The sequence below is a fragment of the Streptomyces sp. NPDC091416 genome (genome assembly GCF_044756845.1).
Taxonomy (GTDB): domain Bacteria; phylum Actinomycetota; class Actinomycetes; order Streptomycetales; family Streptomycetaceae; genus Streptomyces.
The window spans coordinates 1,061,416-1,085,683 of sequence record NZ_JBIVTU010000001.1; the positions used below are offsets into that span (position 1 = coordinate 1,061,416).

The 24,268-nt window shown below is 71.8% G+C and carries 21 protein-coding genes; 10 read left to right on the forward strand and 11 right to left on the reverse strand.

Annotation, left to right across the window (positions count from 1 at the left end; genetic code table 11):
- Positions 1-17 precede the first annotated feature (17 nt).
- A complete protein-coding gene (locus tag ACIQMX_RS04710; RefSeq protein WP_136328529.1) occupies positions 18-377 on the reverse strand; it encodes an NADH-quinone oxidoreductase subunit A in 360 nt (119 codons plus the stop codon).
- Between the two features lie 796 nt (positions 378-1,173).
- Here ACIQMX_RS04710 and ACIQMX_RS04715 point away from each other — a divergent pair.
- Positions 1,174-2,019: a C40 family peptidase gene (locus tag ACIQMX_RS04715; protein ID WP_363071363.1), complete on the forward strand. Its 846-nt coding sequence runs from the start codon at positions 1,174-1,176 to the stop codon at positions 2,017-2,019.
- Between the two features lie 207 nt (positions 2,020-2,226).
- Positions 2,227-3,468, forward strand: a complete 1,242-nt coding sequence (locus ACIQMX_RS04720; protein WP_402474910.1) for an MFS transporter — start codon at positions 2,227-2,229, stop codon at positions 3,466-3,468.
- Here the strand turns inward: ACIQMX_RS04720 and ACIQMX_RS04725 are convergent.
- Positions 3,465-4,748 carry a geranylgeranyl reductase family protein gene (locus ACIQMX_RS04725; RefSeq protein ID WP_363071360.1) on the reverse strand — a complete coding sequence of 428 codons (1,284 nt, stop codon included), beginning with the start codon at positions 4,746-4,748 and terminating at the stop codon, positions 3,465-3,467. The two genes, ACIQMX_RS04720 and ACIQMX_RS04725, sit on opposite strands and share 4 nt — an antisense overlap.
- Positions 4,749-4,845: 97 nt before the next feature.
- Here ACIQMX_RS04725 and ACIQMX_RS04730 point away from each other — a divergent pair, with 97 nt between their 5' ends.
- Positions 4,846-5,370 carry a GNAT family N-acetyltransferase gene (locus tag ACIQMX_RS04730; RefSeq protein WP_363071358.1) on the forward strand — a complete coding sequence of 175 codons (525 nt, stop codon included), beginning with the start codon at positions 4,846-4,848 and terminating at the stop codon, positions 5,368-5,370.
- On the opposite strand, the gene ACIQMX_RS04735 is transcribed toward ACIQMX_RS04730, so the two are convergent.
- Both ACIQMX_RS04735 and ACIQMX_RS04740 read right to left on the reverse strand, forming a co-directional pair.
- Entirely contained in the window at positions 5,312-7,180 is a 1,869-nt protein-coding gene (locus tag ACIQMX_RS04735) for a zinc-ribbon domain-containing protein (RefSeq protein ID WP_402474913.1), read from the reverse strand. The two genes, ACIQMX_RS04730 and ACIQMX_RS04735, sit on opposite strands and share 59 nt — an antisense overlap.
- A 190-nt stretch (positions 7,181-7,370) precedes the next feature.
- Complete coding sequence (locus ACIQMX_RS04740; RefSeq protein ID WP_363071354.1) at positions 7,371-8,063, reverse strand: demethylmenaquinone methyltransferase; 693 nt, start codon at positions 8,061-8,063, stop codon at positions 7,371-7,373.
- 227 nt (positions 8,064-8,290) lie between these two features.
- On the opposite strand from ACIQMX_RS04740, the gene ACIQMX_RS04745 reads away from it, so the two are divergent.
- From ACIQMX_RS04745 to ACIQMX_RS04760, 4 genes are all read left to right on the forward strand, one after another.
- Complete coding sequence (locus ACIQMX_RS04745; protein ID WP_402474915.1) at positions 8,291-8,800, forward strand: SigE family RNA polymerase sigma factor; 510 nt, start codon at positions 8,291-8,293, stop codon at positions 8,798-8,800.
- Positions 8,801-8,810: 10 nt separating this feature from the next.
- Complete coding sequence (locus ACIQMX_RS04750) at positions 8,811-9,719, forward strand: hypothetical protein (protein WP_402474917.1); 909 nt, start codon at positions 8,811-8,813, stop codon at positions 9,717-9,719.
- Positions 9,709-10,599: a DUF3152 domain-containing protein gene (locus tag ACIQMX_RS04755; RefSeq protein ID WP_363071348.1), complete on the forward strand. Its 891-nt coding sequence runs from the start codon at positions 9,709-9,711 to the stop codon at positions 10,597-10,599. The genes ACIQMX_RS04750 and ACIQMX_RS04755 overlap by 11 nt, the downstream gene beginning before the upstream one ends.
- 117 nt (positions 10,600-10,716) lie before the next feature.
- The gene (locus tag ACIQMX_RS04760; RefSeq protein WP_402474919.1) at positions 10,717-11,412 is read left to right on the forward strand and encodes a DUF3152 domain-containing protein; all 696 of its coding nucleotides are present in this window, start codon (positions 10,717-10,719) and stop codon (positions 11,410-11,412) included.
- Between the two features lie 27 nt (positions 11,413-11,439).
- Here the strand turns inward: ACIQMX_RS04760 and ACIQMX_RS04765 are convergent, their stop codons facing one another.
- From ACIQMX_RS04765 to ACIQMX_RS04780, 4 genes are all read right to left on the reverse strand, one after another.
- A complete protein-coding gene (locus tag ACIQMX_RS04765; RefSeq protein WP_363071344.1) occupies positions 11,440-12,084 on the reverse strand; it encodes an imidazolonepropionase-like domain-containing protein in 645 nt (214 codons plus the stop codon).
- An 11-nt stretch (positions 12,085-12,095) separates the two neighbouring features.
- Positions 12,096-13,295 (reverse strand): cyclic dehypoxanthinyl futalosine synthase, encoded by a 1,200-nt coding sequence (gene mqnC, locus ACIQMX_RS04770; protein ID WP_148020145.1) that lies wholly within the window; start codon positions 13,293-13,295, stop codon positions 12,096-12,098.
- 72 nt (positions 13,296-13,367) lie between these two features.
- On the reverse strand, positions 13,368-15,125 hold the full coding sequence (locus ACIQMX_RS04775) for a protein kinase (protein ID WP_402474922.1): 1,758 nt from the start codon (positions 15,123-15,125) through the stop codon (positions 13,368-13,370).
- A gap of 283 nt (positions 15,126-15,408) precedes the next feature.
- On the reverse strand, positions 15,409-16,287 hold the full coding sequence (locus ACIQMX_RS04780) for a menaquinone biosynthesis protein (protein WP_363071340.1): 879 nt from the start codon (positions 16,285-16,287) through the stop codon (positions 15,409-15,411).
- Positions 16,288-16,722: 435 nt separating this feature from the next.
- Here ACIQMX_RS04780 and ACIQMX_RS04785 point away from each other — a divergent pair, with 435 nt between their 5' ends.
- Positions 16,723-16,926 (forward strand): cold-shock protein, encoded by a 204-nt coding sequence (locus ACIQMX_RS04785; protein ID WP_003967102.1) that lies wholly within the window; start codon positions 16,723-16,725, stop codon positions 16,924-16,926.
- A 171-nt stretch (positions 16,927-17,097) separates the two neighbouring features.
- Here ACIQMX_RS04785 and ACIQMX_RS04790 read toward each other — a convergent pair whose 3' ends face one another.
- Complete coding sequence (locus tag ACIQMX_RS04790; protein ID WP_363071338.1) at positions 17,098-18,138, reverse strand: CU044_5270 family protein; 1,041 nt, start codon at positions 18,136-18,138, stop codon at positions 17,098-17,100.
- The gene (locus ACIQMX_RS04795; RefSeq protein WP_363071336.1) at positions 18,135-18,785 is read right to left on the reverse strand and encodes an RNA polymerase sigma factor; all 651 of its coding nucleotides are present in this window, start codon (positions 18,783-18,785) and stop codon (positions 18,135-18,137) included. Before ACIQMX_RS04795 ends, ACIQMX_RS04790 begins: the two co-directional genes overlap by 4 nt.
- Before the next feature lie 113 nt (positions 18,786-18,898).
- Between ACIQMX_RS04795 and ACIQMX_RS04800 the strand changes: the two genes are divergently transcribed.
- Positions 18,899-19,726, forward strand: a complete 828-nt coding sequence (locus ACIQMX_RS04800; RefSeq protein ID WP_363071334.1) for a MerR family transcriptional regulator — start codon at positions 18,899-18,901, stop codon at positions 19,724-19,726.
- Between the two features lie 83 nt (positions 19,727-19,809).
- Here ACIQMX_RS04800 and ACIQMX_RS04805 read toward each other — a convergent pair whose 3' ends face one another.
- Entirely contained in the window at positions 19,810-21,042 is a 1,233-nt protein-coding gene (locus ACIQMX_RS04805) for an amidohydrolase family protein (RefSeq protein ID WP_402474928.1), read from the reverse strand.
- A 262-nt stretch (positions 21,043-21,304) separates the two neighbouring features.
- On the opposite strand from ACIQMX_RS04805, the gene ACIQMX_RS04810 reads away from it, so the two are divergent.
- Entirely contained in the window at positions 21,305-24,262 is a 2,958-nt protein-coding gene (locus ACIQMX_RS04810) for a BTAD domain-containing putative transcriptional regulator (RefSeq protein ID WP_402474931.1), read from the forward strand.
- Positions 24,263-24,268: the final 6 nt, after the last annotated feature.

Sequence of the window (24,268 nt, forward strand, 5' to 3'; positions counted from 1 at the left end):
GTGTGCCCCTCAGCCCCTCAGTCCCATTCCAGGCCGCCGCGACGCCACACATACGCGTAGGCGACGAAGACGGTGAGCACGAAGATCAGCATCTCGACGAGCCCGAAGATCCCGAGGGCGTCGAAGGTGACGGCCCAGGGATAGAGGAAGACGATCTCGATGTCGAAGACGATGAAGAGCATCGCCGTCAGGTAGTACTTGATGGGAAAACGGCCGCCTCCGGCTGGAGTCGGGGTGGGTTCAATACCGCACTCGTACGCTTCGAGCTTCGCCCGGTTGTACCGCTTGGGGCCGATAAGCGTGGCACTGACCACGGAGAAGATCGCAAAGCCTGCCCCGAGGGCACCGAGCACGAGGATGGGCGCGTAGGCATTCACGCTCCTCGCTCCTTCCAGTCGTCCTTGACCGTTGGACCGCATCGGGCGACCTGGCTCGCCACCTCACCAAGATCGTGCACATGTGAGGCAGTTCACAAGCCCGACTGCCCCGCATCCTATGCCCGCCATCCTGTGATCTGCGACACGGGGTACGACAACGCCTTTGTGATCTCCACCACCTGACGAACGATCATGAAGTCGGATGAGCGGTGATCTTCGTACACGAAGCGGCCGAGTGATCACGAGACGTGACATCTCCTGCCGTTACCGCTGGTCAAAGGGGTGTCGCCCTATCAAGCGACAGCGCCGGGTGCCAAATTGGCTATGGACGCGATCGGGTGATAAAGGGATCTGCCCCACTCTGGGCCGAGGAGCCCGTCACCCGCGCGGGGGGCCCGGGGGAACGAAGTGGACGCATCCCGGCATCCACCCCCAATCGGGCGAATCACTCGCGACGCGGGGCCAGTTCCATGCCCCCGGAAATCCGCCGGCGGGGCGCCCCTCGCGCGAGCCCCTCGCATGCCCGTCACATGGAGACCATGCTGTGACCTGCGTCACTCGCGCGAAGCCGCCGGAGAAGCGGGCTTGGCCAACGGTGTGAACGGATGGTAAGTGACGGGCAATTCGGGCGTATTGCTGAAAACCCGTGATCACAGCGCTGATCAAGGTTGCCCGAATTGCCCGTTACGGCGTCAATAAGAGCCCTCAGAAAGCGGATTCACAGATTCCGGACGTAACTGTGTCGCAACACACGTTTCTTGATGGGACCCCTGAGGCCCTGATAGCGCTAGTACCCATGTCCCACACCGCTCTCATACCCAGCCACCGGAAGCCCCGCCGAAACGCCTCGAAGACGGCGCTGCGGGCCGGAGTTGCCGGTGGCGTCCTCAGCACCATCGCGGTCGCAGGCGCTGCCGGTCCGGCCCAGGCCGAGCCGGTGACCCAGACGATCGAGATGCCGACCATCACGGCCGGGGTCTCCACCACCGTCGCGGCGTCCGCCGAGGCCACGCAGCAGGTCGCCCTGGACCTGGAGACGCAGGCCCACGAGGAGGCCGCGGCCACCGCCGCTGCCAAGGACGCCAAGAAGGCCAAGGCCGAGGCGGTCCGCAAGGCCGAGGCCAAGAAGAAGGCCGAAGCCAAGGCGAAGGCCGAGGCCGAGGCCAAGGCGGAGGCCGCCGAGCGCGCCTCCCGCTCCGCCGAGCGCACGACGCTGAGCACGTCCTCCGGCTCGTCCTCGTCCGGCTCCTCGTCGACCGCGACGACGTCGTACTCCTCCACCGCCACGGGCACCGCCGCCTCTGTCGTCGCGTTCGCGCAGGCGCAGGTCGGCGACGCGTACGTGTCCGGCGGCACCGGCCCCAACTCCTGGGACTGCTCCGGCCTCGTCCAGGCCGCGTTCCGCACGGTGGGCGTCGACCTGCCGCGCGTCTCGCAGAGCCAGTCGACCGCGGGCACCCAGGTCTCGCTGAGCAACCTCCAGCCGGGCGACATCCTGTACTGGGGCGGCGCGGGCAGCGCGTACCACGTGGGCATCTACGTGGGCGGCGGCCAGTTCGTCGGGGCGCAGAACTCCTCCACCGGTGTGGTGCAGAAGTCCCTGGACTACGACCCGCCGTCGGGCGCGGTCCGCGTCCTCTGAGTTCACGGATTCACAAGCGCCTCGGCGCACGCCGAAGGGCCGCCGCTCCCCCGCTCGGGAGCCGCGGCCCTTCGGCGTTCCCGGCAGGTTCCCGACCTCACCCCCATCGGCCACGGGTGAGGTCGGGAACCTGCCGGACTCCGTTCGCCGGAGCTTGTGAACTGGAGCGAACAGCTCCCGCGTCACCGAACACAGGACGGCCCCGCCATGTCCCTCACGACCGTCTCCCGCACCGACGCCGCGTCCCCCGCGCGCTTACGCGGCCGGCCGGCCGTCCTCTCCGTGATGCTGGGCATCTTCGCCGTCGTCACCACCGAGATCCTGCCGATCGGCCTGCTGACACCGATCGGCGCCGAGTTCGCCGTCGCGGACGGCACCGCGGGCCTGATGATGACGATGCCGGGCCTCCTCGCCGCCGTCGCCGCCCCGGTGGTGACCCTCGCGACGGCCCGCGCCGACCGGCGGCTGATGCTCGCCGCCTTCGTCCTGCTCCTCGCGGTGGCCAACTTCCTCACCGCCGCCGCGACCGCCTACTGGGTCGTGCTCGCCGCCCGGGTCCTGGTCGGCATCACCATCGGTGGCTTCTGGTCGCTCGGCGCCGGTCTGGCCGGCCGGCTGGTCCCCGCCCCGGCCGCCGCCCGGGCGACCGCGGTCGTCTTCGCCGCCGTCCCCCTCGGATCCGTGCTCGGCGTCCCCGCCGGAACCCTCATCGGCGATCTGGCGGGCTGGCGCACCGCGTTCGTCACGATGGGGCTGCTGTCCACGGGCGTTCTGGCCCTGCTGCTCCTGACCCTGCCCGCGCTGCCGCCGGAGCGGGTCACCCGCCCGGCCGTCCTCCGCGCTCTGCTGCGCCGTCCGGACACCCGGTTCGCGCTGCTGATGACATTCCTCGTCGTACTGGCACATTTCGGCACGTACACGTACGTGACGCCTTTGTTGCGCGAGATCGCCCATGCCGGGCCGGGCGCGATCACCGGCCTCCTGCTCGTCCACGGCGCGGCGGGCGTGGCCGGCAACTTCCTCGGCGGCACCCTGGTGACGCGCAGGCCGCACACCGCCTTCGCGGCCGCCGCCGCCACGATCGCCGCGGCGACGGCGCTCCTGCCCGTCCTCGGCCGGTCCGAGGCGGGCGCGCTCGCGCTCCTCGTCCTGTGGGGGCTCGGCTACGGCGCGGTCCCGGTCTGCTCACAGACCTGGTTCACCCGCGCGGCGCCGCGCACCCCGGAGGCGGCCTCGGTCCTGTTCACCGCGTCGTTCCAGGCGACGATCGCCGCCGGCGCACTGGCGGGCGGCTACGTCGTCGACCGCGCCTCGCTCCACGCGGTCATGTGGCTCGGAGCCGCGACGGCACTCCTCGTGCTGCTCGCGGCCCCGGTGCACTCCGTACGGACGAGGCAGGGACCCGCTGGGCCGTCCGGCGGATCATCCGCCCCGCCGGACAGCGCCTAGGCGCGGGGCGCCACCTTCGTCAGGCCGTTGATGATGCGGTCCATCGCGTCGCCGCCCGTCGGGTCGGTGAGGTTGGCGAGCATCTTCAGGGTGAACTTCATCAGCAGCGGGTGGGTGAGGCCGCGCTGGGTGGCGACCTTCATGACCTTCGGGTTGCCGATCAGCTTCACGAAGGCGCGGCCCATCGTGTAGTAGCCGCCGTAGGTCTCCTTGAGCACCTTCGGGTAGTTGTTCAGGGCCAGTTCGCGCTGGGCCGGGGTCGCGCGGGCGTGCGCCTGGACGATGACGTCCGCGGCGATCTGCCCCGACTCCATGGCGTACGCGATGCCCTCGCCGTTGAACGGGTTGACCATGCCGCCCGCGTCACCGACGAGCAGCAGGCCCTTGGTGTAGTGCGGCTGGCGGTTGAAGGCCATCGGGAGGGCCGCGCCACGGATGGGCATCGTCATGTTCTCGGGGGTGTAGCCCCAGTCCTCGGGCATGGAGGCGCACCACGCCTTCAGGACCTCGCGCCAGTCCAGCTCCTTGAACGCGGCGGAGGAGTTGAGGATGCCGAGGCCGACGTTGGAGGTGCCGTCCCCCATGCCGAAGATCCAGCCGTAGCCGGGCAGCAGCCGGTCCTCGGCCCCGCGCCGGTCCCAGAGCTCCAGCCAGGACTCCAGGTAGTCGTCGTCGTGGCGCGGCGAGGTGAAGTACGTACGGACCGCGACACCCATCGGGCGGTCCTCGCGGCGGTGCAGCCCCATCGCGACGGAGAGCCGGGTCGAGTTGCCGTCGGCGGCGACGACGAGGGGGGCGTGGAAGGTGACCGGGGTCTTCTCCTCGCCGAGCTTCGCCTCCACGCCGGTGATCCGGCCGGTGCGCTCGTCCTTGATGGGGGCGCCGACGTTGCAGCGCTCGTACAGCCGCGCGCCGGCCTTCTGCGCCTGGCGGGCCAGCTGCTCGTCGAAGTCGTCGCGCTTGCGGACGAGTCCGTAGTCCGGGTACGAGGCGAGATCCGGCCAGTCCAGCTGGAGCCGGACGCCGCCGCCGATGATGCGCAGGCCCTTGTTGCGCAGCCAGCCGGCCTCTTCGGAGATGTCGATGCCCATGGAGACGAGCTGCTTGGTGGCGCGCGGCGTGAGGCCGTCGCCGCAGACCTTCTCGCGCGGGAAGGCGGTCTTCTCCAGGAGGAGGACGTCGAGTCCGGCCTTGGCGAGGTAGTACGCGGTGGTGGAGCCGGCGGGGCCCGCCCCGACGACGATCACGTCCGCGCTGTGTTCGGACAGGGGCTCGGTCACGGTCGGATCTCCCGAAGACTCGAAATCGCGTGCCGCGCGGCACATGTCCCGTGCAGTCTATGGGGGCCTGTTGTCCCACCCTCCGAAGGGCTCCCCGATGTCGCTCGCGCCTCCCGTGCTCCCCGTCGTACAGCTGCGTGTCCCGACCGACGAGGACGCGGTGGCCTGGCACCGCGTCTTCGACGACCCGGAGGTCATGGCGTTCTTCGGCGGCCGGGCGTCCGAACTGTCCATGTACGAGGAGTGGACGGCCCGCCAGCGCAGACACGACGCGGAGCTGGGCTTCTGCCTGTGGACCGTGCTCGACGGGAACGGCGAGGTGCTCGGCTTCACGGGTGCGCAGCCGTGGCCGCACAGCGCGTACGGACCCGTGGGCGAGATCGAGATCGGCTGGCGGCTGGCCCGCCCGGCCTGGGGCCGCGGCTATGCGACCGCGGCCGCGCGCATCACTCTGGAGCGGCTGCGCGCGGCCGGGGTGGAGCGGGTGGTGGCGACGATCGACGCGCTCAACGAGCGGTCGATCGCGGTGGCCCGGCGGCTGGGCATGGCGGAGGCGGAGAGCTTCACGACGCCGCGCGAGGGCCAGGAGGCGCGGTGCTTCCGGCTGGAGCTGCGACGGTGACGTGAACGGCCGGCCGTTGACGTGGGGCGTCCGGGGCGGCGGGGACGGTGACCTGGCCGGTGGACGAGTCGGTGCCGGACTGTTCCGTGGCGGGCTCACTGCTGCGGACCGGGGCGGGCTTGTCGTCGCCGCCGCTGTCACGGTCCATCAGGGCCAGGACACCGGCGGTCGCCCCGCCGCCGACGAGCAGCGCGGCGGCGAGCGTCGCACACCAGACGGCGACGGTCCGCCCTCGGCCGGGCGGCTCGGAGGCGGGCGCGGTCGCGGGCTGCGGCGCGTACGGGGCGTGGGGACCGTACGGCCCCGGAGCCGGCGGGTACGCCGCGGGCGCCGCCCCCGCGAGCCCCGTCAGCCGCAGCAGGTACGGGGCGACGAGCACCGCGCCGCCCACCCACAACAGGCCGAACAGCAGCACTTCCGACACGCTCAGGGCGAACTCCACGGTGCCCCGGCCGTCCATGTCGTCGACGCTGCCGGAGAACTCCGCCGACACTCCGCCCAGCGCGGCCAGTACCAGGACGAGCAGGAGGAACAGGCCGCCCGCGGTGGCTTGTTCGCCCCGTCCCGCCGAGCGGCGCGCGGCGAGCAGCCCGATCGTGAGCGCGCAGACCACGCCGGTGGCCAGTGCTCCGGCCACCGCCCAGCCGCCGAGCGCGTCCTCCAGGCCGGACAGCCCGAAGCCGCCGTGCTCCATACCCGAGCCGAACAGGTCGGCCTGCCCCCGCAGGTCGTACTCGAAGTGCGCGCCCCAGCTCACGCCGAGCACGTGCAGTCCGATGTTGGGCAGCAACGGCAGGGCGACCAGCAGGGCTTCGCCGTCGACGTCGTCCGCGGTGGCGTACGTGACGATGCCGATCAGCGAGCACAGCAGCAGCACGATGCCGAGCGCGCGGACCGCCGTGCCGGCCGCCCGGACCAGGGTCAGCGTCCCCGGGCGCTGCGCCAGCCACTGGGCCGCCGCGTCGCGTTGCAGGACGCCACCGGTGACCAGCAGCGCCATCACGAGCGCGCCGAGCGCGGCGAGGACCGGGGACGACGAGACCGAGACGTCCTCGATCACGGGCTGCGCGAAGAGCCCGAGGACCAGGACGGCGGCAGTGGCCACGAGGCTGATCCGTACCGCCGCTTCGAGACCGCCGCCCTGTCTGCGGGCCGCCCTGGCGCCGAGGAGGAGTGCGCCGATCCACAGCACGGTGACGGTGAGCGGGACGACGGCGAGCGTGTAGCTGCCCTGGGCGCCCGGGTCCAGGCTGCCGAAGTCCGAACCGAAGTCCGACCCGCCGGATCCGTAGTCGGAGCCGTAACCGGTGTCGTAGTCGGAGCCGTTCGGACGGCCGGGCACGGCCGCACTCAGCTCGAAGCCGCCGCCGAACGCCTGGAGCAGCATCGCGAGCGCGATCCGCAGCCGGTCGCTCCAGCCGACGACGACGTCGTCGCCCTGGCCGTACGTGGGAATGGAGAGTGCCACCGCGAGGGCCACGATCAGCCCGGTGGGCCAGGCGGCGGCCTTCACCGAGCCCGCCCAGTCGCCCCGGAACACCCGTCCGAAGAAGGCGCCGAGCGGTGAAGGAACCGCCGGGACCGCCGGCATCGGGGCGTACCCGGGCGGGGGCGGTCCCGCCGCCGGAGCGAACGGGACGGCGCCGGTGGGCGGCGCACCGGGCGGCGGGGGCGCGGCCGGTGCCGCCGGGAGGGCTGCGGGGGCCTGCGGAGGCGACGCGGGCGCCTGTGGGCGTTCCCGCCCGCACTTCATGCAGAAGCGCGCCTCGTCAGGTGCCGGGGATCCGCAGAAGGGACAGTACGACGGCATGAGGACTCCGCAACGGGGAGACGGGGACGGCCGGAACGGTGACACAGGGGAACGGGAAGGACGCGTGCCGTATCAACGGACACATCTTCCACGTCACCCGGTTCCCGTCAACTGCGTTCCGGTCAACACGGGCCCTCGGCACCGGACTTCGCGCCGCACCCGCCCCCGCCGGACGCGCCCCGGACGCCGGTCAGGCGCGTACGCCCCGGTGCAGCGCGACGATGCCGCCGGTGAGGTTGCGCCAGGCGACCTTCGACCAGCCGGCCTGCTGGAGCCTGGACGCCAGCCCGGCCTGGTCGGGCCAGGCGCGGATCGACTCGGCGAGGTAGACGTACGCGTCGGGGTTGGACGACACGGCACGCGCGACCGGGGGCAGTGCCCGCATCAGGTACTCGGTGTAGACGGTCCGGAACGGCGTCCAGACCGGCTGGGAGAACTCGCAGATGACCACCCGGCCGCCCGGCTTGGTCACCCGGTAAAGCTCGCGGAGCGCCGCGTCGGTGTCCTGGACGTTGCGCAGCCCGAAGGAGATCGTCACCGCGTCGAACGTCTCGTCGCGGAACGGCAGCTTCGTGGCGTCGCCCGCGGTGAACGGCAGCCAGGAGTGCCGCTTCTTGCCCTCGCGCAGCATGCCGATGGAGAAGTCGCACGGCACGACGTACGCGCCGGTCGCGGCGAACGGCAGCGAGGACGTCGCCGTCCCGGCGGCCAGGTCGAGGACCTTCTCCGCGGGCCGGGCGTGCACCGCGGCAGCGACCTCCTTGCGCCACAGCCTGGCCTGGCCGAGCGAGAGCACGTCGTTGGTGAGGTCGTAGTTCGCCGCCACGTCATCGAACATCGAGGCGACTTCGTGCGGCTGCTTGTCCAGGGAGGCTCGGGTCACCCACCCATTCAAGCAGCCCGGCCGCACGGCGACGGGCCGGGCCCGCTGCCCGGGAACTGCGCGGCCCCGGGCAGCGGCGCGGCGCCCGGGCCGGCTCGGTCCGGGACGCCTGCCGCTCCACCCTCTCCCCGCGTTCGGCATCGATTCCGATCGGGCTTCAACCTTTCCGGCCCGTCGGCACTCAGTAAGAGGCGTAGTGACCACCGACAGACCGCAGAGGAGGCCGGATGCCAGCCGGACACAGACCGGACGCCACTGGCTTCGAGGAATTCGCCCGCGCGAGTCAGCGCCGGCTCTACCGCACCGCGTACCTGCTGTGCGGCGACGCGGACGCCGCCCGTGATCTGACCCAGACGACGCTGGCGAAGCTGTTCCAGCACTGGCGCCGTGCGAGCGCGGCCGACCATCCGGACGCGTACGCCCGCACCGTGCTGACCCGTACCTACATCGCCGAGCGCCGGCGCCGGCTGCGGGACTTCCTTGCCCATACGCCGATCGCCGCGCCCGCGCCCGAGGTCGGCCCCGAGCTGACCCTCACGCTGCTGGCCGCGCTCGCCGAACTGCCGGCCCGCGCCCGGGCCATGGTCGTCCTGCGGTACTGGGAGGACCTGAGCGTGGAGACGGTCGCCGAGCTGCTGCGCTGCAGCCCGTCCACCGTGAAGAGCCAGTGCTCGCGCTCGCTCGCCACCCTGCGCTCCCGTCTGGGCGACGCGCACATCTACACCACTCGAAGCTGAGGAGACCGTCATGGACATGTTCACCGACCGCTCCCCCGGCCGGGGACCCCGCCCCGAGGCCGATGACCTGCTGATCAGAGCGGCCATGGAGCAGGCCGCCGAGGGCGCCCCGGCCCTGCCCGATCTGGTGCCCGTCGCCCTGGTCCGGGGCCGCAGGCGCCGCAACCGCGCGCGTGCCGCCGTCGGGGCGGGGGTGACCGGCGTGGTGGCCCTGGGCGTGTTCGGCGCGGTGCTCCCGATGTGGGGGTCCGGAGGCGGTACGGAGGCGGCGCAGACCTGGTCGGCGGCCTCGCGGACCACGACGGTCACGCCGTCGCCCACCACGACCGGCACCCCCCGGCCCTCCGCCACACCCGTGCACGTCGAACCGACCCCCGGCGAGTCGAGCATGGCCGACCTGCCCCCGGCCGAACGGGCCCGGCGGGAGGAGTTCCAGCAACAGGCCGCGGTGCTGCTCGACGAGTTGTTTCCCCAGAAGCTCGGCCCGGTCCGGCCGGTCGATCTGGCCGTCCACCGGTACCAGGGCGGGCAGGACGGCAACACGTTCCCCATCGTCTTCTCCGTACGTCCCAAGGCCGGGCCCGGCGAGGGCCCTGCCGACGCGCCGTGCCGGGACATCCCGTCGAAGGGGCTCCGGTGCCGGTCCGTGACGCTGCCCAACGGCATCGTGGTCCGCGTCGTCACGGCGGCGGGAGACGCGAAGGAGTCGAAGACCGTCAACAGCGTCGACCTCCACTTCGGTTACGGCGGCAGCAACGTCCGTCTCTCGGTCGGCGGTGACGACTCCTCGATGGTGTCGGCGCCGGTCTCCGCGACGCAACTGATCGCCGTCGCCGAGGACCCCGGGTTCCTGGAGCTGGTGAAGTACGCGGACGCGCATCCGATGGAGGACAAGGAGCGCACGGTTCGTGGCGGTTGAGACACCCAGGCGGCCGGCACAGCCCCGGGGCCGGGGAGACCGGCGGGGCACCCGGCGGGAGCGCCGGCGCCGCCGCCGGATACGGGTCCTGGCCGCGGTCCTCGTCCCGGCGGCGCTGATCGGCGCCGCCGTGATCGCCGCTCCCCGGTGGGCGGGCGCGGACGGCCCGTCGGCCGGGGCGGCCGCTCCGGAGTCCCCGGACGCCCCGGCCCCGGAACCCGCCCGCACGTCCTCCTCCCCCGCCGCGAGCCCGGAGGAGAAGCCGAAGCCGAGGGCGGCCGCCACGTCTCCTTCGCCCTCCGCCACCGCCGCGCCTCCCCGTATCCCGGCGTCCGGCCCGGGCACGTTCACGGTCGCCCGCGCGGGCGCCGGGTCCGGCGGCGGGAACGCCTACCGGGTCGAGGTCGAGGACGGTTCCGGCGTGGACCCGGACACGGCGGCCCGGCAGATCGCCGACGTCCTGGCGGCGCCGCGCGGCTGGGCACACGGCGGGGCGCACTCGTTCCACCAGGTGGCGGGCGGGCCTGCCGGGCTGGTCATCCGGATCGCCACCGCGGCGACCACCGACCGCATCTGCGCGACGGGCGACATGAACACGCACGGCGAGGTCAACTGCCGGCTGAACGAGGTGGTGATGGTGAACCTCAAGCGCTGGCAGACCGGTTCGCCCGAGTTCCACGGTCCGCTCGCCGAGTACCGGGCCCTGATCGTCAACCACGAGGTCGGCCACTGGCTCGGCCGCGGCCACGAGACCTGCCCCGGCGAAGGACGGCCCGCGCCCGCGATGATGCAGCAGATCTACGGCCTCAAGGGGTGCGTCTCCAACGCCTGGCCCTACGACGCCCAGGGGCAGTACCTCGGCGGTCCTTCGGTACGGTGACGCCCGTCCGGGCCCGCGCCCGGAGCGAACGATATGTGTGTGGACTGAACCAATCGGCTCCGGCGCCGGTCCTTATAGCGGGGAAGGCAAACCGCAGAGGACTGGGGAGGGGCGCGGATGTCCGCAGGGGATGTGAGCCGGAGAGGGCGGCGGGAACGCGGCCGGAACCGGCTGTTCACCAAGGCCGCCGTGCCGGTGGTGCTGGTGGCGGTGGCCGTCGTGGGCATCCGGTGGGGCGGCGGTCACGATCCGAGCACCTCCTCCGCGTCCGCCACGTTCACGGTCGCCCGCGCAGGCGTCAAGGAGACCGCCACGGGCGACGCCTACCGGGTCGAGGTGGAGAAGGGCTCCGGCCTGGACGCGGACGTGGCCGCCGCCGAGGTCGCCCGCGTCCTGGCCGCGCCGCGCGGCTGGTCGCACCACGGCGAGCGTTCCTTCCGGCAGGTCGCCGAGGGACCGGCGGGCCTGGTCATCCGGATCGCCACCCCGGAGACCACCGACCGCATCTGCGGGAAGGGCGGCCTCGACACCCACGGCGAGGTCAACTGCCGGGTCGGGACCGACGTCATGGTGAACCTCAAGCGCTGGGAGACGGGTTCGCCCGAGTTCGACGGTCCGCTCGCCGACTACCGTGCCCTGATCGTCAACCACGAGGTCGGCCACTGGCTCGGCCACGGCCACGAGACCTGCCCGGGCAAGGGCCGTCCCGCGCCCGCGATGATGCAGCAGATCGACGGCCTCAAGGGCTGTGTCGCCAACGCCTGGCCGTACAGCGCCGAAGGAAAGTACCTGGGCGGTCCCTCGGTGCCGTGAGCCGCACCGGGAAGCGCCCGTCCGGCCCTACCGGCCCCGGTACACCAGCCGCCCCGCCGCCACCGTCGCCACGCAGCTCGCCGCGCCCGCCGCCAGCAGCGCGGCCTCGTCCGGCACGTCGAAGGCCGCGAGATCGGCCCGTTCCCCGACGGCGAGCGGCGCCGCCGTCGCGTCGGCCACCGCCGCGGCCCCGGCCAGCGGATCGAGCCGCGGCACGGCGCCGGGGTGCTCCGGAGCGCCGGTGACCAGCAGCCCGGACCGGCGCATGGCCGTGATCAGGGCGGGCGGTGCGGTGGGGGCGGCCGTCGCCGCGGTCGTGCCGTGGCGGAGCATCCGGTGCAGCCCGCGCCGCACGCTGCCGGCCCGCCGGCTGTCGTCGGGGCCGAGCGCGTCCAGTGCCCCGCCGGTCAGCGGCTCCGTGCCCAGGGTGTCCGCCTCACGCGGATCGGGGAAGTACGACTCCTCCAGCAGCCGGACCGCGCCCGGTTGCAGGAGACCCGGGGTCAGGACGCCGGGCCAGCGCCGGACCCGGGCGGCGGGGTGGACGGCGGCCAGTTCCCCGTACGGTCCGAAGGCCGCGATCACCCCGTCCCGCACGGCGACCGCGCCGCCGGGCACGGGTGCACGGCCGCCGCCCGGCAGGAGCAGGGCGGCGGCGTGGATCGTCAGCAAGGCGGAAGGCCCTAGTTGGCGTTGAGGAGCTTGAGCTCGGGGTGGGCCGTGCCGCCCTCGATCGCGGTGGACGAGATGTGCGAGACGACGCGCTCGTCGACCGGGTCGTTCGCCGGGTCGTCGTGGACGACGAGGTGCTCGTACGTGGTGGCGCGCTGGGCCGGAACCCGGTCCGCCTTGCGGATCAGGTCGATGATCTCCAGGCGGTTGGAGCGGTGCTTGGCACCGGCGGAGGAGACGACGTTCTCCTCCAGCATGATCGAGCCGAGGTCGTCCGCGCCGTAGTGCAGCGACAGCTGGCCGACCTCCTTGCCGGTGGTGAGCCAGGAGCCCTGGATGTGGGCGACGTTGTCCAGGAAGATCCGGGCGATGGCGATCATCCGCAGGTACTCGAAGAGGGTGGCCTGCGTCTGCCCCTTCAGCTTGTTGTTCTCCGGCTGGTACGTGTACGGGATGAACGCCCGGAAACCACCGGTGCGGTCCTGCACGTCGCGGATCATGCTCAGGTGCTCGATGCGCTCGGCGTTCGTCTCGCCGGTGCCCATCAGCATGGTGGAGGTCGACTCGACGCCGAGGCCGTGGGCGATCTCCATGATCTCCAGCCAGCGCTCGCCGGACTCCTTGAGCGGGGCGATCGCGGTACGCGGCCGGGCCGGCAGCAGTTCGGCACCGGCCCCGGCGAAGGAGTCGAGGCCGGCGGCGTGGATGCGGCTGATGGCCTCCTCGGCGGAGACCTTGGAGATCCGGGCCATGTGCTCGATCTCGGAGGCACCCAGCGAGTGGATGACCAGCTGCGGGAACGCCTTCTTGATCGCGGAGAAGTGCTCCTCGTAGTACTCCACGCCGTAGTCCGGGTGGTGTCCGCCCTGGAACATGATCTGCGTGCCGCCGAGCTCGACCGTCTCCGCGCAGCGGCGCAGGATGTCGTCGAGGTCGCGGGACCAGCCCTTGGCGGTGTCCTTCGGCGCGGCGTAGAAGGCGCAGAACTTGCACGCCGTGACGCACACGTTCGTGTAGTTGATGTTGCGCTCGATGATGTACGTCGCGATGTGCTCCGTACCGGCGTACCGCCGCCGGCGCACGGCGTCCGCGGCCGCGCCCAGCGCGTGCAGGGGCGCCGACCGGTAGAGGTCGAGGGCCTCCGCCGGAGTGATCCGGCCGCCTTCGGCGGCTCGGTCGAGGATGGGCTGGAGGTCGGCCTTCTCGGTCACCGGGCTGTCACCTTTCGGCGGTTTTTCAACGGATCTACGGACCGGTTCAGCGTACGCCAGCCCTGCTCCGGGTCATTGGCCGGACCTGGTCAGCGTGCCGTACGGAAGTCCGGCGCCCCGCTCGTCCGACCGGAACCTCAGGGTGCCGTCGGCCGCGAGGGTGAAGTGGACGTCGGCGACGGTGCTCGTGCACAGGCCCGCGGTGCTGGGACGTTCCGGGTCGGCGCGTTCCCGCAGCGTCAGTTCCTTTTCGGTGCCGGAGGTGAGGGAGGCGCGGCTGTTGCAGCTGACCTCGATGCCGAGCGTGGCGAGCGTCGTGTTCATCGTGACGACGTCGGCCCCCTTCTTCCCTTCCACGAACACCGCGGTGAGCGTGCCGTGCGGCTGGCCGCTCGTCTTCTCGGTGATCGGCCCCTTCCAGGTGCCGATGAACCCGTGGGGGACCTCGGTGACCTGCCGGGCGCCGCCGGTGGCGGACGCCGAGGGTGCGGGCGTGGGTTCCTCGCCGGTGGGCGTGGCGGCCGGGGCCGAGCCGGTGTCCCCGTGCTCGGCGGTGTTGGAGCCGCTGCCGCCCGGCATCAGGTCGAAGAGGAAGGCGCTGCCCACGGTCACCGCGGCGAGCGCTCCGGCCACCGCGAGGGCGACGGTGCAGCTCAGCCTCCGTCCGCCGCGCTCCCCCGGCCCGGACTCGGTGCTCACGCCCACGCTGAACCGGGGATCGGGGGTGCGCGGCCCGGGCACCCCGCCCGTCCCGGCCGCGGGCGCGTACGGCGACGCGTTCGGACCGGGCGCGGGGTACGGGCCGGCCGTGGAGGACGGGCCTGCTGTGGCGGGTGGTTCGACCGGGGGGCCGAACACACCGGGGGCGGCGCCCCCGCTGAACCCGAACGACGCGTGGGTGAACGGCACCGGCCCCGACTGCAACGGCGCCTCCTGCGGTTCCAGGTCGAGCAGCGCGACCGCCGACCGGCTGACCTCGCGCACCAGCGGTCCGGGCAGCCAGCCCGCCGCCACCGCGGCCGCCGCGCCACCGGGCACCAACTGCCGGGCGAGCTCCGCCGGGGTGGGCCGGCCGGCCGCGTCCTTCGCCAGGCAGGAGGCGATGACATCCCGCAGCCCGCCCTCCAGCTCACCCAGTTCGGGCTCCTCGTGCACCACCTTGTAGAGGAGTACGGCGGAGGAGTCGCCGAGGAACGGGGCGGACCCGGTCGCCGCGTACGCCAGCACGGCGCCCAGCGAGAAGACGTCGGCCGCGCCCGAGATGTCCAGCCCGCGGATCTGCTCCGGCGACATGTAGCCGGGCGAGCCGACCGAGACGCCGGTGGAGGTGAGCGAGGCGGTGGCATCGATGGCCCGGGCGATACCGAAGTCGATCAGCCGGGGACCGTCGAGGGCGAGCAGCACGTTGGACGGCTTCACGTCCCGGTGGATCAGGCCCTGCCCGTGGACGGCGGCCAGCGCCTCGGCGAGCCCGGCGCCCAGGGTGCGTACGGCCTGCTCGGGCAGCGGCCCGTGCTCGGTGACGGCCTCCGAGAGCGGGGGCCCGGCCACGTAGCCGTGGGCCACCCATGGAACGGGGGCGTCCGGGTCGGCGTCCAGGACGGGGGCGGTCCACTGCCCGCCGATCCGCCGCGCCGCGTCCACCTCCAGTCGGAACCGGGCGCGGAACTGTTCGTCGAGCGCGAAGTGCGGGTGGACGACCTTGACCGCGACGGTCCGGCCACCCGCGCTGCGCCCCAGATACACCCGGCCCATGCCGCCGGCCCCGAGTCGGCCGAGCAGCCGGTAGGCACCGATGCTCAGCGGTTCGCCGGCTTCGAGCGGCTGCATATGAGGACTCCCCTTGTGGACCGGCCGGACCTCCGACCGAAGCCTAGGGGCGAAGGTCATCGGGTCACAGGGCAAACCATCCGCCGATTTCGCCCCCAAGGGAACGAACGACGCCATTCACCACAACAAAAGGCGTGAATGTGCCGTTCCCCGGTTCGATTACGGAAGGGCTCGGGGACGCACTCCTGCCATACTCCCGAGACCTCCCGACAATCGGCCATTCAACGCGAATTCACCCGAATCGATATCCGTATCCGCACATCCGCACGGCAGCCGTCAGCGGTCAGCCGTCGAGCAGTTCCACGTGCACGTCCGCGGGGAAGCCCGTGGTCGGTCCGGTCCGGCGGGCGAACTCGGTGACCCCGGCCAGCTGGGCGGGTCCGAAGCGGAAGTCGAGGGTCGTGAAGTAGCGCTCCAGGACCTCCGCGTCGAAGGCCTCCCAGCGCGCCGCCTGTTCGGCGACCTTGGCGACCTCCTCCAGGGACACGTCCCGCGAGGCCAGGAACGCCTCGTGCACCTTCTTCACCGCAAGCGGTTCGGCCGCCAGGTAGTCCTTGCGCGCGGCCCAGACGGCGAAGACGAACGGCAGCCCCGTCCATTCCTTCCACATCGCGCCCAGGTCGTGGACCTGGAGCCCGAGCCGGGGAGCGTCGTGCAGATTGGCGCGCAGCGCGGCGTCACCGATCAGGACGGCGGCGTCCGCCTCCTGCATCATCACGCCGAGGTCGGGCGGACAGGTGTAGTAGTCGGGCGTGACGCCGAACCGTTCGGCGAGCAGCAGCTGCGCCAGCCTCACGGAGGTGCGGGAGGTCGAGCCGAGGGCCACCCGGGCGCGGTCGAGGTCCTCCAGGGGGCGCTGCGACACGATCACGCACGACATGACGGGCCCGTCGCACCCGACCGCGATGTCGGGGAAGGCGACCAGGTCATCGGCGTTGCGCAGGAACTCCACGAGGGTGACGGGACCGATGTCCAGGTCGCCTCTGATCAGCTGCTCGCTGAGCTTCTCCGGGGTGTCCTTCGAGAGCTCCAGATCGAGCAGGGTTCCGGTGCGTGCGAGTCCCCAGTAGAGGGGAAGGCAGTTGAGGAACTGGATGTGGCCGACGCGCGGCCTGCTGCGACGGTCGTCGCCTGCGACGGTTGAGACGGTTGAATTGTCCACATCGCGAGGCTAGACCCGCGTCCCGCGGACGGCCTCACCGGGGGCGCGCCGCGTCGTGGCGGCCGCTCTTCCGGCGGTCCGGGAATGGTCGCCGAAGGGACGCCGAAGGCTCCTCGGGAAGGGTCACCAAAGCGGCACCGAAGGCCCCTCGGGAAGGGTCACCGAAGCGGCACCGAAGGCCCCCTCGGGAAGCGTCCGGGAGTCACCCGGAAGGACCATCCCGAGCGCTCATCCGCACGGCTGCCAAACATCCGGGTGAAGTGATCTTTCCCTCTACCGTTCCCCACAGGCTGCGTGCTAGGCTCAACGCCAAGTTGCAGTTTGGTTTCCCTTGCAGTACAGAGCCTGCGGAGCATGTAACCCGCAGGCTTTTGTAGTTTTCAGACTTCTTTGCAGGTTCTGGAGCAGGGCAACCCTTTGGCCCAAGGAGGGCTTATGGCTACCGGAACCGTCAAGTGGTTCAACGCTGAAAAGGGCTTCGGCTTCATCGCCCAGGACGGCGGCGGCCCGGATGTCTTCGTCCACTACTCCGCGATCAACGCGTCCGGGTTCCGCTCCCTCGAGGAGAACCAGGTCGTGAACTTCGACGTCACTCAGGGACCCAAGGGTCCGCAGGCTGAGAACGTCACCCCGGCCTAGTTGCCCGGGTCGGCCGATCGCGGCCGGTAACGCAGTACCCAAGGAGCCCCGCTCCTCCGCCTCGGCGGAGGAGCGGGGCTCCTGCCCGTATGCCGCTCCGTTTCCTCCCGGGCCGCTTCCTCTTTCCCCGGCCGCCTCTTCTTCCCCGGGCTGCGCCCTCTTCCTTCCGGGCTACTTCTTCGGCGTCTCGTCGCGGCTGTTCACGACACCGCGGTCGAGCACGGCCTGCATTTCGGTGACGGTGCCCTTCCTGCCCAGTTCGGTGTTCTTGACGAGATAGGCGCGCAGCCCGAGATAGTCGTAGCTGTTGGCGTCGAACACCAGCTCCTTGCGCTCTTGCGTCCGCTCGTCCGTCCGGGCCAGCGCGACCCCGGGCCGGCCGTCGCCGTCCTGCGCCTTCTCGACCACGACGACGCCGGGGATCTTCGCCGCGGCACGGTAGATCGCCGCACCCGTCTCCGGCGGCAGGATCGACTCACCGATGAGGCCGCCCACGTAGTCGAAGAGGTTCTGGTCGGAGGAGCCGGAGTACGCGGCGTCCGCCCGCAGCTTCTTCAGCAGTGCGTCCGTCCCGGTGGGCAGGTCCCGCAGCGCCGCGTAGGTGTGGTTGCGGTTGTACCGGCGCAGCCCCTCGTCGTCCGAGTCCGACCAGATGATGTCGTCGCCCGGCTGCTTGAGCCGGCTCTGTACCTTGTCGGGGTTCTGGGACGTCCAGGACTCCCGGTAGTACGTCTTCAGCTGGAAGGGCTCGCCGGCCTTCGCCTGCATGTTGGAGTAGTGCGAGCGCACGTACACGAACTGGTTCAGGCCCACGCGAGCGTCCGGGCCCTGCGCGGCGTGCTGGGCGACGTTCTCCATCAGGGCTCCGACCCCGTCGGCCGAGGCGACCTCGACCTTCACCACCGGCGCGGCACTGAGGTGGTACCCGGTGTCGCCGCCGTCCTGCCCGGGACCGGCCAGGAAGGTGAAGGCCAGCGCCCCGGCGGCGACCATGCCGACGGGCACCGCGTACCAGCCGCGCAGACGGCGCCCGCGCGCGCCCGTCGGCGCCTTCGCCTCCTGTGCCGCCCCGTCCTGGACCCGGGCCTGGTGGATCTCGTTCATCACGTACTCCTTGAGCAGCCGTTGGCGGTCGCCCGGCAGGACCGGTCCGTGCGGTTCGGGCAGTCGTGCCCGGAGCTCCCGTGCAACCTTCCCGGCGTCGGCACTCATCGGTTCCCCTCCCATTCGTTCGACCGGACCGCGGTGGTGCGGTCACTCCGGTACTGTCCGGCTGATCCGGGTAGTTCCATGTTTCCTACGGTTTTCTCGAACTTCTTGATCTCGTCATCGGTGAGGTCCCTCAGCCGCTTCCGGGCCCGGGAGAGCCGCGAGCGGACGGTGCCGACGGGGACCCCCAGGGCCCGCGCGGCGTCCCGGTAGTCCAGGCCGTCCCAGACGCAGAGCAGGAAGACCTCCCGCTCCTTGGGCCGCAGCCGCCGGAGCGCGGCCTGCGCGGCCGCGAGCTGTTCCGCGTCATGTATGCGGCCGACCAGTTCGTCGGCGAAGTCCGGCACGGCGGGCCGGGCCGGCATCCGGGTCAGTGCGGCCTCGTGTCTCCGGGCGGCGCGGCGGGTGTTGCGCAGGACGTTGGTCGCGATGCCGAGCAGCCAGGGCTTCAGCTCCTCGTCCGACTCCCGCAGCGTCCCGCGCAGCCGCCACGCCTCCAGGAAGGTCAGCGACACCACGTCCTCGGCGCCGGCCCAGTCGCCGGTCGAGCGGACCGCGTACCGGAACACCGTCTGCGCGCAGTCGTCGAAGAGGCCGCCGAACGCGTCCGGGTCTCCTGCCCGTATCCGGGCTCTCAGGGAATGCTCCACATCAGGTCCTGTCCGCAGCGGGCCCGCGGTTCCCGTGACCTGGACCACATCCGCCGGTGGCAACTGCGACGCTTGACCCTGACACCGTGTGAGGCCGTGCACTGGGAGACATCATGTTCACCATCGGAGATTTCGCCAGGTACGGACGGGTGTCGGTCCGCATGCTGCGTCACTACGACGCGGTGGGACTGCTGCACCCCGACCGTACCGACCCGGCCAACGGCTACCGCTACTACGGTGCCGCCCAGCTCGCCCGGCTCAACCGGATCATCGCCCTCAAGGATCTCGGCTTCACGCTCCAGCAGGTGCGGGCCGTCCTCGACGAGGAGGTGGGCCCGGAGGAGCTGCGCGGAATGCTGCGGCTGCGACGCGTGGAGCTGGAGGCCGCGATGGCCGCGGCGGCGGCCCGGCTGGCACAGGTCGAGGCGAGGCTCCGGTCGATCGAGAGCGAGGGACACATGTCCGTTGACGATGTCGTGATCAAGAACGTGCCGGCGGTACGGGTCGCGGAGCTGACCGCCGTGGCCGCGGGGTACGGGCCGGAGGACATCACGCCGGTGATCAGCCCGCTGTACGAGCGGCTGTTCCCGCTGCTGGACGAGGCCGGGGTACGTCCCACGGGCCCGGGTATCGCCCGGTACGAGGACGCTCCGGAGGGCGGCGGCGCGATCGTCGTCCATGCCGGGGTGACGGTCTCGGCCCCGGTCGGGCCACTGGGTGACACCGGGGTCGCGGTGGTCGAGCTGCCGCCGTTCGAGGCGGCGACCATCGTGCACCGGGGCTCGATGGACGCGATCCTGCCGACGTCGCAGGCGCTGGCCCGGGGGATCGACGCGAGCGGCTACCGCTCGACGGGGTACGCGCGGGAGATCAGCCTGGAGTGCCCCGATGACCGGGAGAAGTGGGTGACGGAGCTCCAGGAGCCGGTGGCGCGGGCCTGACGGCCGGGGAGGGGCCGGGGCAGGACCGCGCACGGTCCGGCCCCGGCCCCTCCCCCGTTCACGCCCTCACGCCTGCGCCCGTCTCACGCCCCGGTGCCGGGCCCCGCCCACAGGCCGTCGTCGGTCAGCCCGAGCAGGTCGATCGCGTTGCGGCGCACGATGCGGTCCACGACGTCGGCGTCCAGGTGCCCCATCTGCGCCTCGCCGACCTCACGGGACTTGGGCCAGGTCGAGTCGGAGTGCGGGTAGTCCGTCTCGTAGAGGACGTTCCCCACCCCGATCGCGTCCAGGTTCCTCAGCCCGAACGCGTCGTCGAAGAAGCAGCCGTAGACATGGTCGGCGAACAGCTCCGACGGCGGCCGGTGGACCTTGTCGGCCACTCCGCCCCAGGCGCGGTTCTCCTCCCAGACGACGTCGGCGCGTTCCAGGATGTAGGGGATCCAGCCGATCTGGCCCTCCGCGTACATGATCCGCAGGTTCGGGAAGCGTTCGAACTTGCCGCTCATCAGCCAGTCGACCATCGAGAAGCAGCAGTTGGCGAAGGTGATGGTGGAGCCGACGGCCGGCGGGGCGTCGGCGGAGGTGGACGGCATCTTCGAGGACGAGCCGATGTGCATGGCGATCACCGTCCCCGTCTCGTCGCAGGCACGGAGGAACGGGTCCCAGTCGTCCGTGTGGATGGACGGCAGCCCGAGATGCGGCGGTATCTCGGAGAACGCCACGGCACGCACCCCGCGCGCGGCGTTGCGGCGGACCTCGTCGGCGGCCAGCCGGGCGTCCCAGAGCGGGACCAGGGTGAGCGGGATGAGCCGGCCGTGCGCGTCGGGCCCGCACCACTCCTCGACCATCCAGTCGTTGTACGCCCGCACCCCGAGCAGTCCGAGTTCGCGGTCCTTGGCCTCGGTGAAGGTCTGGCCGCAGAAGCGGGGGAAGGTCGGGAAGCAGAGGGCGGACTGGACGTGGTTGACGTCCATGTCGGCGAGCCGCTCGGGCACCGAGAACGACCCGGGGCGCATCTGTTCGTACGTGATGACTTCGAGTTTGATCTCGTCCCGGTCGTAGCCGACGGCGGTGTCGAGCCGGGTGAGCGGGCGGTGCAGGTCCTCGTACACCCACCAGTCGCCGATCGGCCCGTCGTCCCCCTTCGCACCCATCACGGGCGCGAACTTGCCGCCCATGAACGTCATTTCCTTGAGCGGCGCCCGGACGATGCGCGGCCCGGAGTCCGCGTACTTGGACGGGAGCCGGTCCCGCCAGACATGAGCGGGCTCCACCGTGTGGTCGTCCACCGAGATGATCTTCGGGAAGGTCTCCATGCGTACCAAGGTAGCGCTGATCTGACGAACCGTCAGCTAGTCGGGACCGTCCGAAACTCCGCACGGGCGCCGGGACGGGGCCCCGTTCCACAATCGTTGTCGAGGGCTTGTGCAGAGAGTCATCCACTGCTGACGCGCGCCCCGTTCACAAGGCAGACTGTTGACGGCGATACCAACGGTATGGAGCAATCCGGATGGTCCAGGTGAATCCGGATATATGCCAGGTGCCGGGCAGCGCACAGAGCGGGACAAGGAGACAGCAATGGGCCGTGACGACGGGCCACGGGTACGCGTTCCGGAGCAACGCGGCTCGGAACGGGCGGCAGTGGAGGAGGCCGGGCTGCGCTTTTGCCTGCTCGGCCCCGTACGGGCCCGGCGGGGCGAGGAGACGCTGCCCTCCGGCTCACCGCAGCAGCGTGCCCTGCTGACGGCTCTGCTGCTCAGGGGCGGCCGCACCGCGACGGCCGCGGAGCTGATCGACGGCATCTGGGGCGAGGACCCGCCCTCCCAGGCCCTGGCCGCGGTACGCACGTACGCCTCGCGCCTGCGCAAGACCCTGGGCCCGTCGACGCTGGCCAGCGATTCCGGCGGGTACGCGATGCGGATCGGGCCCGAGGCGCTCGACCTGACCGTGGCCCAGGACCGGGCGGCCGAGGCGGAGAAGGCCCGGGCATCGGGCGACCGCTGCCGGGCCCGCACCCTGCTGAACGAGGCGCTCGGCCTGTGGGACGGCGAGGCGCTGGCCTCCGTGCCCGGCCCGTACGCGGAGTACCAGCGCTCCCGGCTGGAGGAGTGGCGGCTCCAGCTCACCGAGACCCGTCTCGACCTGGACCTGGAGGTCGGCTGCCACGCCGAGGCGGTCTCCGAACTGACCGCGCTCACCGCCGCGCACCCGCTGCGCGAACGGCTGCGCGAACTCCTGATGGTGGCCCTGTACCGCAGCGGCCGCCAGGCGGAGGCCCTCGCCGTCTACGCCGACACCCGCCGGCTGCTCGCCGAGGAACTGGGCGTCGACCCGCGCCCCGAACTCGCCGCGCTCCAGCAGCGGATCCTGCGGGCCGACGAGGAACTGGCCCGCCCGGCCGACGAACCCGCCCCGGCCGCCGCACCGCTCCGCCCCGCGCAGCTCCCGGCCACGGTCCCGGACTTCACCGGCCGCTCCTCCTTCGTCCGGGAACTGGGCGACCGCCTGGCCACCGCGGAGGGCTCGGTCATGGCCGTCTCCGCCCTCGCGGGCATCGGCGGCGTCGGGAAGACGACCCTCGCCGTACACGTCGCCCACCAGGCCCGCCGGCACTTCCCCGACGGCCAGCTCTACGTCGACCTCCAGGGCGCGGGCGCCCGCACCGCCGAGCCGGAGACGGTGCTCGGCGCGTTCCTGCGGGCGCTCGGCACGGCGGACTCGGCGATCCCCGACTCCCTGGACGAGCGCGCCGCGCTCTACCGCTCCACGCTCGACGGCCGCCGCATCCTCGTCCTCCTGGACAACGCCCACGACGCGGCCCAGATCCGCCCCCTGCTCCCGGGCACGGCGGGCTGCGCGGCCCTGGTCACCAGCCGGGTCCGGATGGTCGACCTGGCGGGCGCGCACCTGGTGGACCTGGACGTGATGTCGCCCGAGGAGGCGCTCCAGCTCTTCACCCGGATCGTGGGCGAGGAGCGCATCAACTCCGAGCGCGACGCGGCCCTCGACGTGGTGGCCGCCTGCGGCTTCCTCCCCCTCGCCATCCGCATCGCGGCCTCCCGCCTGGCGGCCCGCCGCACCTGGACGGTCTCCGTCCTCGCGGCGAAGCTCGCGGACGAACGCCGCCGGCTGGACGAGCTCCAGGCGGGCGACCTCGCGGTGAAGGCCACCTTCGAACTCGGCTACGGCCAGCTGGAACCGCCCCAGGCCCGCGCCTTCCGCCTCCTGGGCCTCGCGGACGGCCCGGACATCTCCCTGGCGGCAGCGGCGGCCCTGCTGAACCTGGAGGTGCACACGGCGGAGGACCTCCTGGAGGCCCTGGTCGACACGTCCCTCGTGGAGTCGGCGGCCCCGGGCCGCTACCGGTACCACGACCTGGTGCGCCTCTACGCGCGTGCGTGCGCGGAGCGGGACGAGGAGGCGCCGGAGGAGCGGGAGTCGGCGCTGTCACGGCTGCTGGACTTCTATCTGGCCACGGCGGCGGGGGTGTACGCGCTGGAGCGGCCGGGGGATCGCACAGTCGATCACCTCGAACCCAGCCGGCACCCGGGTCTCACGTTCGAAGATCGTCCACGCGCACTCGACTGGCTCTATGCAGAGGCGGACTGCCTGCTTGCTTGCGTGTTGCAGAGCCTGGGACCACAGACCCTGCGCCGAGCAGTGGACCTGCTCATGGCCGTCAAGGACCTCGCAGAGTCAGGGGCGAACGCTCGCCGGTACGAGACCGCGGCTCTCGCGCTGCGTGATGCGGCCATGTCCACCGGGGACGCCCGCGCAGAGGGACGGGCCCGCACGACGCTCACCCAGGTGTACAGCACGGCCGGCCGGTTCGAGCAGGCCGACAGCGAGGCGCATCGGGCCATGGTGCTCGGCATTTCCGCGGACGACCCCTGGACAAGCGGCAACGCTCCCAACGAACGGGGCATTCTCGCGATCTACCGCAACCAGCACGCGGAGGGTGAGGCCTACCTTCAGAAGGCCATCGAGGCATTCCGTGCCGATGGCAACAGGCCTGGAGAAGCAAGCGCTCTGTGCAACCTCTCCAGGATCCACCTGGCGCTCTTCAGAACGGACAGCGCAGTTGCCCTCGCCGAGCAGGGCATCGAAATCTACGACCGCCTGGGCCTTGCTCTGCGGCTGGCAAACGGCCGCTACGCCCTTGGGCTCGCACTCGCCAAGGCCAATCGGCTGGCCGAGGCGCTGGAGCAGTTGACGCAAGCGCTCGGGATCTTTCACGAGAATCGTCAGCCCCTGTGGGAGGGCGTCACCCACTTCCGGCTGGCGGAGGTCCACCTCACGGCCGGGCGCTACACCATGTCGGCAGCTCACGCGGAACAGGCAATCGCCTTGCGCGGCATCGGAGGCGAATGGCGCCGCGGCACCGTCCTCACGGTGCTCGGCAAGGCTCTGGTCCAGTTGGAACAGTCGGACCGGGCCAGGGCGTGCTGGGCCGAGGCCCTGGCCATCTACGAGCAACTGGGATCGGTCGAGGCCGGCGAGGTCCGGGGACTCCTGTCACCGGCCACCGCTGCGTGAGAGCTG

Coding starts and splice junctions, on each gene's coding strand:
- ACIQMX_RS04790 (WP_363071338.1), bottom strand. CDS start 18,138: ATGAGTGCCGACGCCGGGAAGGTTGCACGGGAGCTCCGGGCACGACTG.
- ACIQMX_RS04760 (WP_402474919.1), top strand. CDS start 10,717: ATGTCCGCAGGGGATGTGAGCCGGAGAGGGCGGCGGGAACGCGGCCGG.
- ACIQMX_RS04775 (WP_402474922.1), bottom strand. CDS start 15,125: ATGCAGCCGCTCGAAGCCGGCGAACCGCTGAGCATCGGTGCCTACCGG.
- ACIQMX_RS04785 (WP_003967102.1), top strand. CDS start 16,723: ATGGCTACCGGAACCGTCAAGTGGTTCAACGCTGAAAAGGGCTTCGGC.
- ACIQMX_RS04750 (WP_402474917.1), top strand. CDS start 8,811: ATGGACATGTTCACCGACCGCTCCCCCGGCCGGGGACCCCGCCCCGAG.
- ACIQMX_RS04810 (WP_402474931.1), top strand. CDS start 21,305: ATGGGCCGTGACGACGGGCCACGGGTACGCGTTCCGGAGCAACGCGGC.
- ACIQMX_RS04745 (WP_402474915.1), top strand. CDS start 8,291: ATGCCAGCCGGACACAGACCGGACGCCACTGGCTTCGAGGAATTCGCC.
- ACIQMX_RS04805 (WP_402474928.1), bottom strand. CDS start 21,042: ATGGAGACCTTCCCGAAGATCATCTCGGTGGACGACCACACGGTGGAG.
- ACIQMX_RS04735 (WP_402474913.1), bottom strand. CDS start 7,180: ATGCCGTCGTACTGTCCCTTCTGCGGATCCCCGGCACCTGACGAGGCG.
- ACIQMX_RS04800 (WP_363071334.1), top strand. CDS start 18,899: ATGTTCACCATCGGAGATTTCGCCAGGTACGGACGGGTGTCGGTCCGC.
- ACIQMX_RS04715 (WP_363071363.1), top strand. CDS start 1,174: ATGTCCCACACCGCTCTCATACCCAGCCACCGGAAGCCCCGCCGAAAC.
- ACIQMX_RS04730 (WP_363071358.1), top strand. CDS start 4,846: ATGTCGCTCGCGCCTCCCGTGCTCCCCGTCGTACAGCTGCGTGTCCCG.
- ACIQMX_RS04720 (WP_402474910.1), top strand. CDS start 2,227: ATGTCCCTCACGACCGTCTCCCGCACCGACGCCGCGTCCCCCGCGCGC.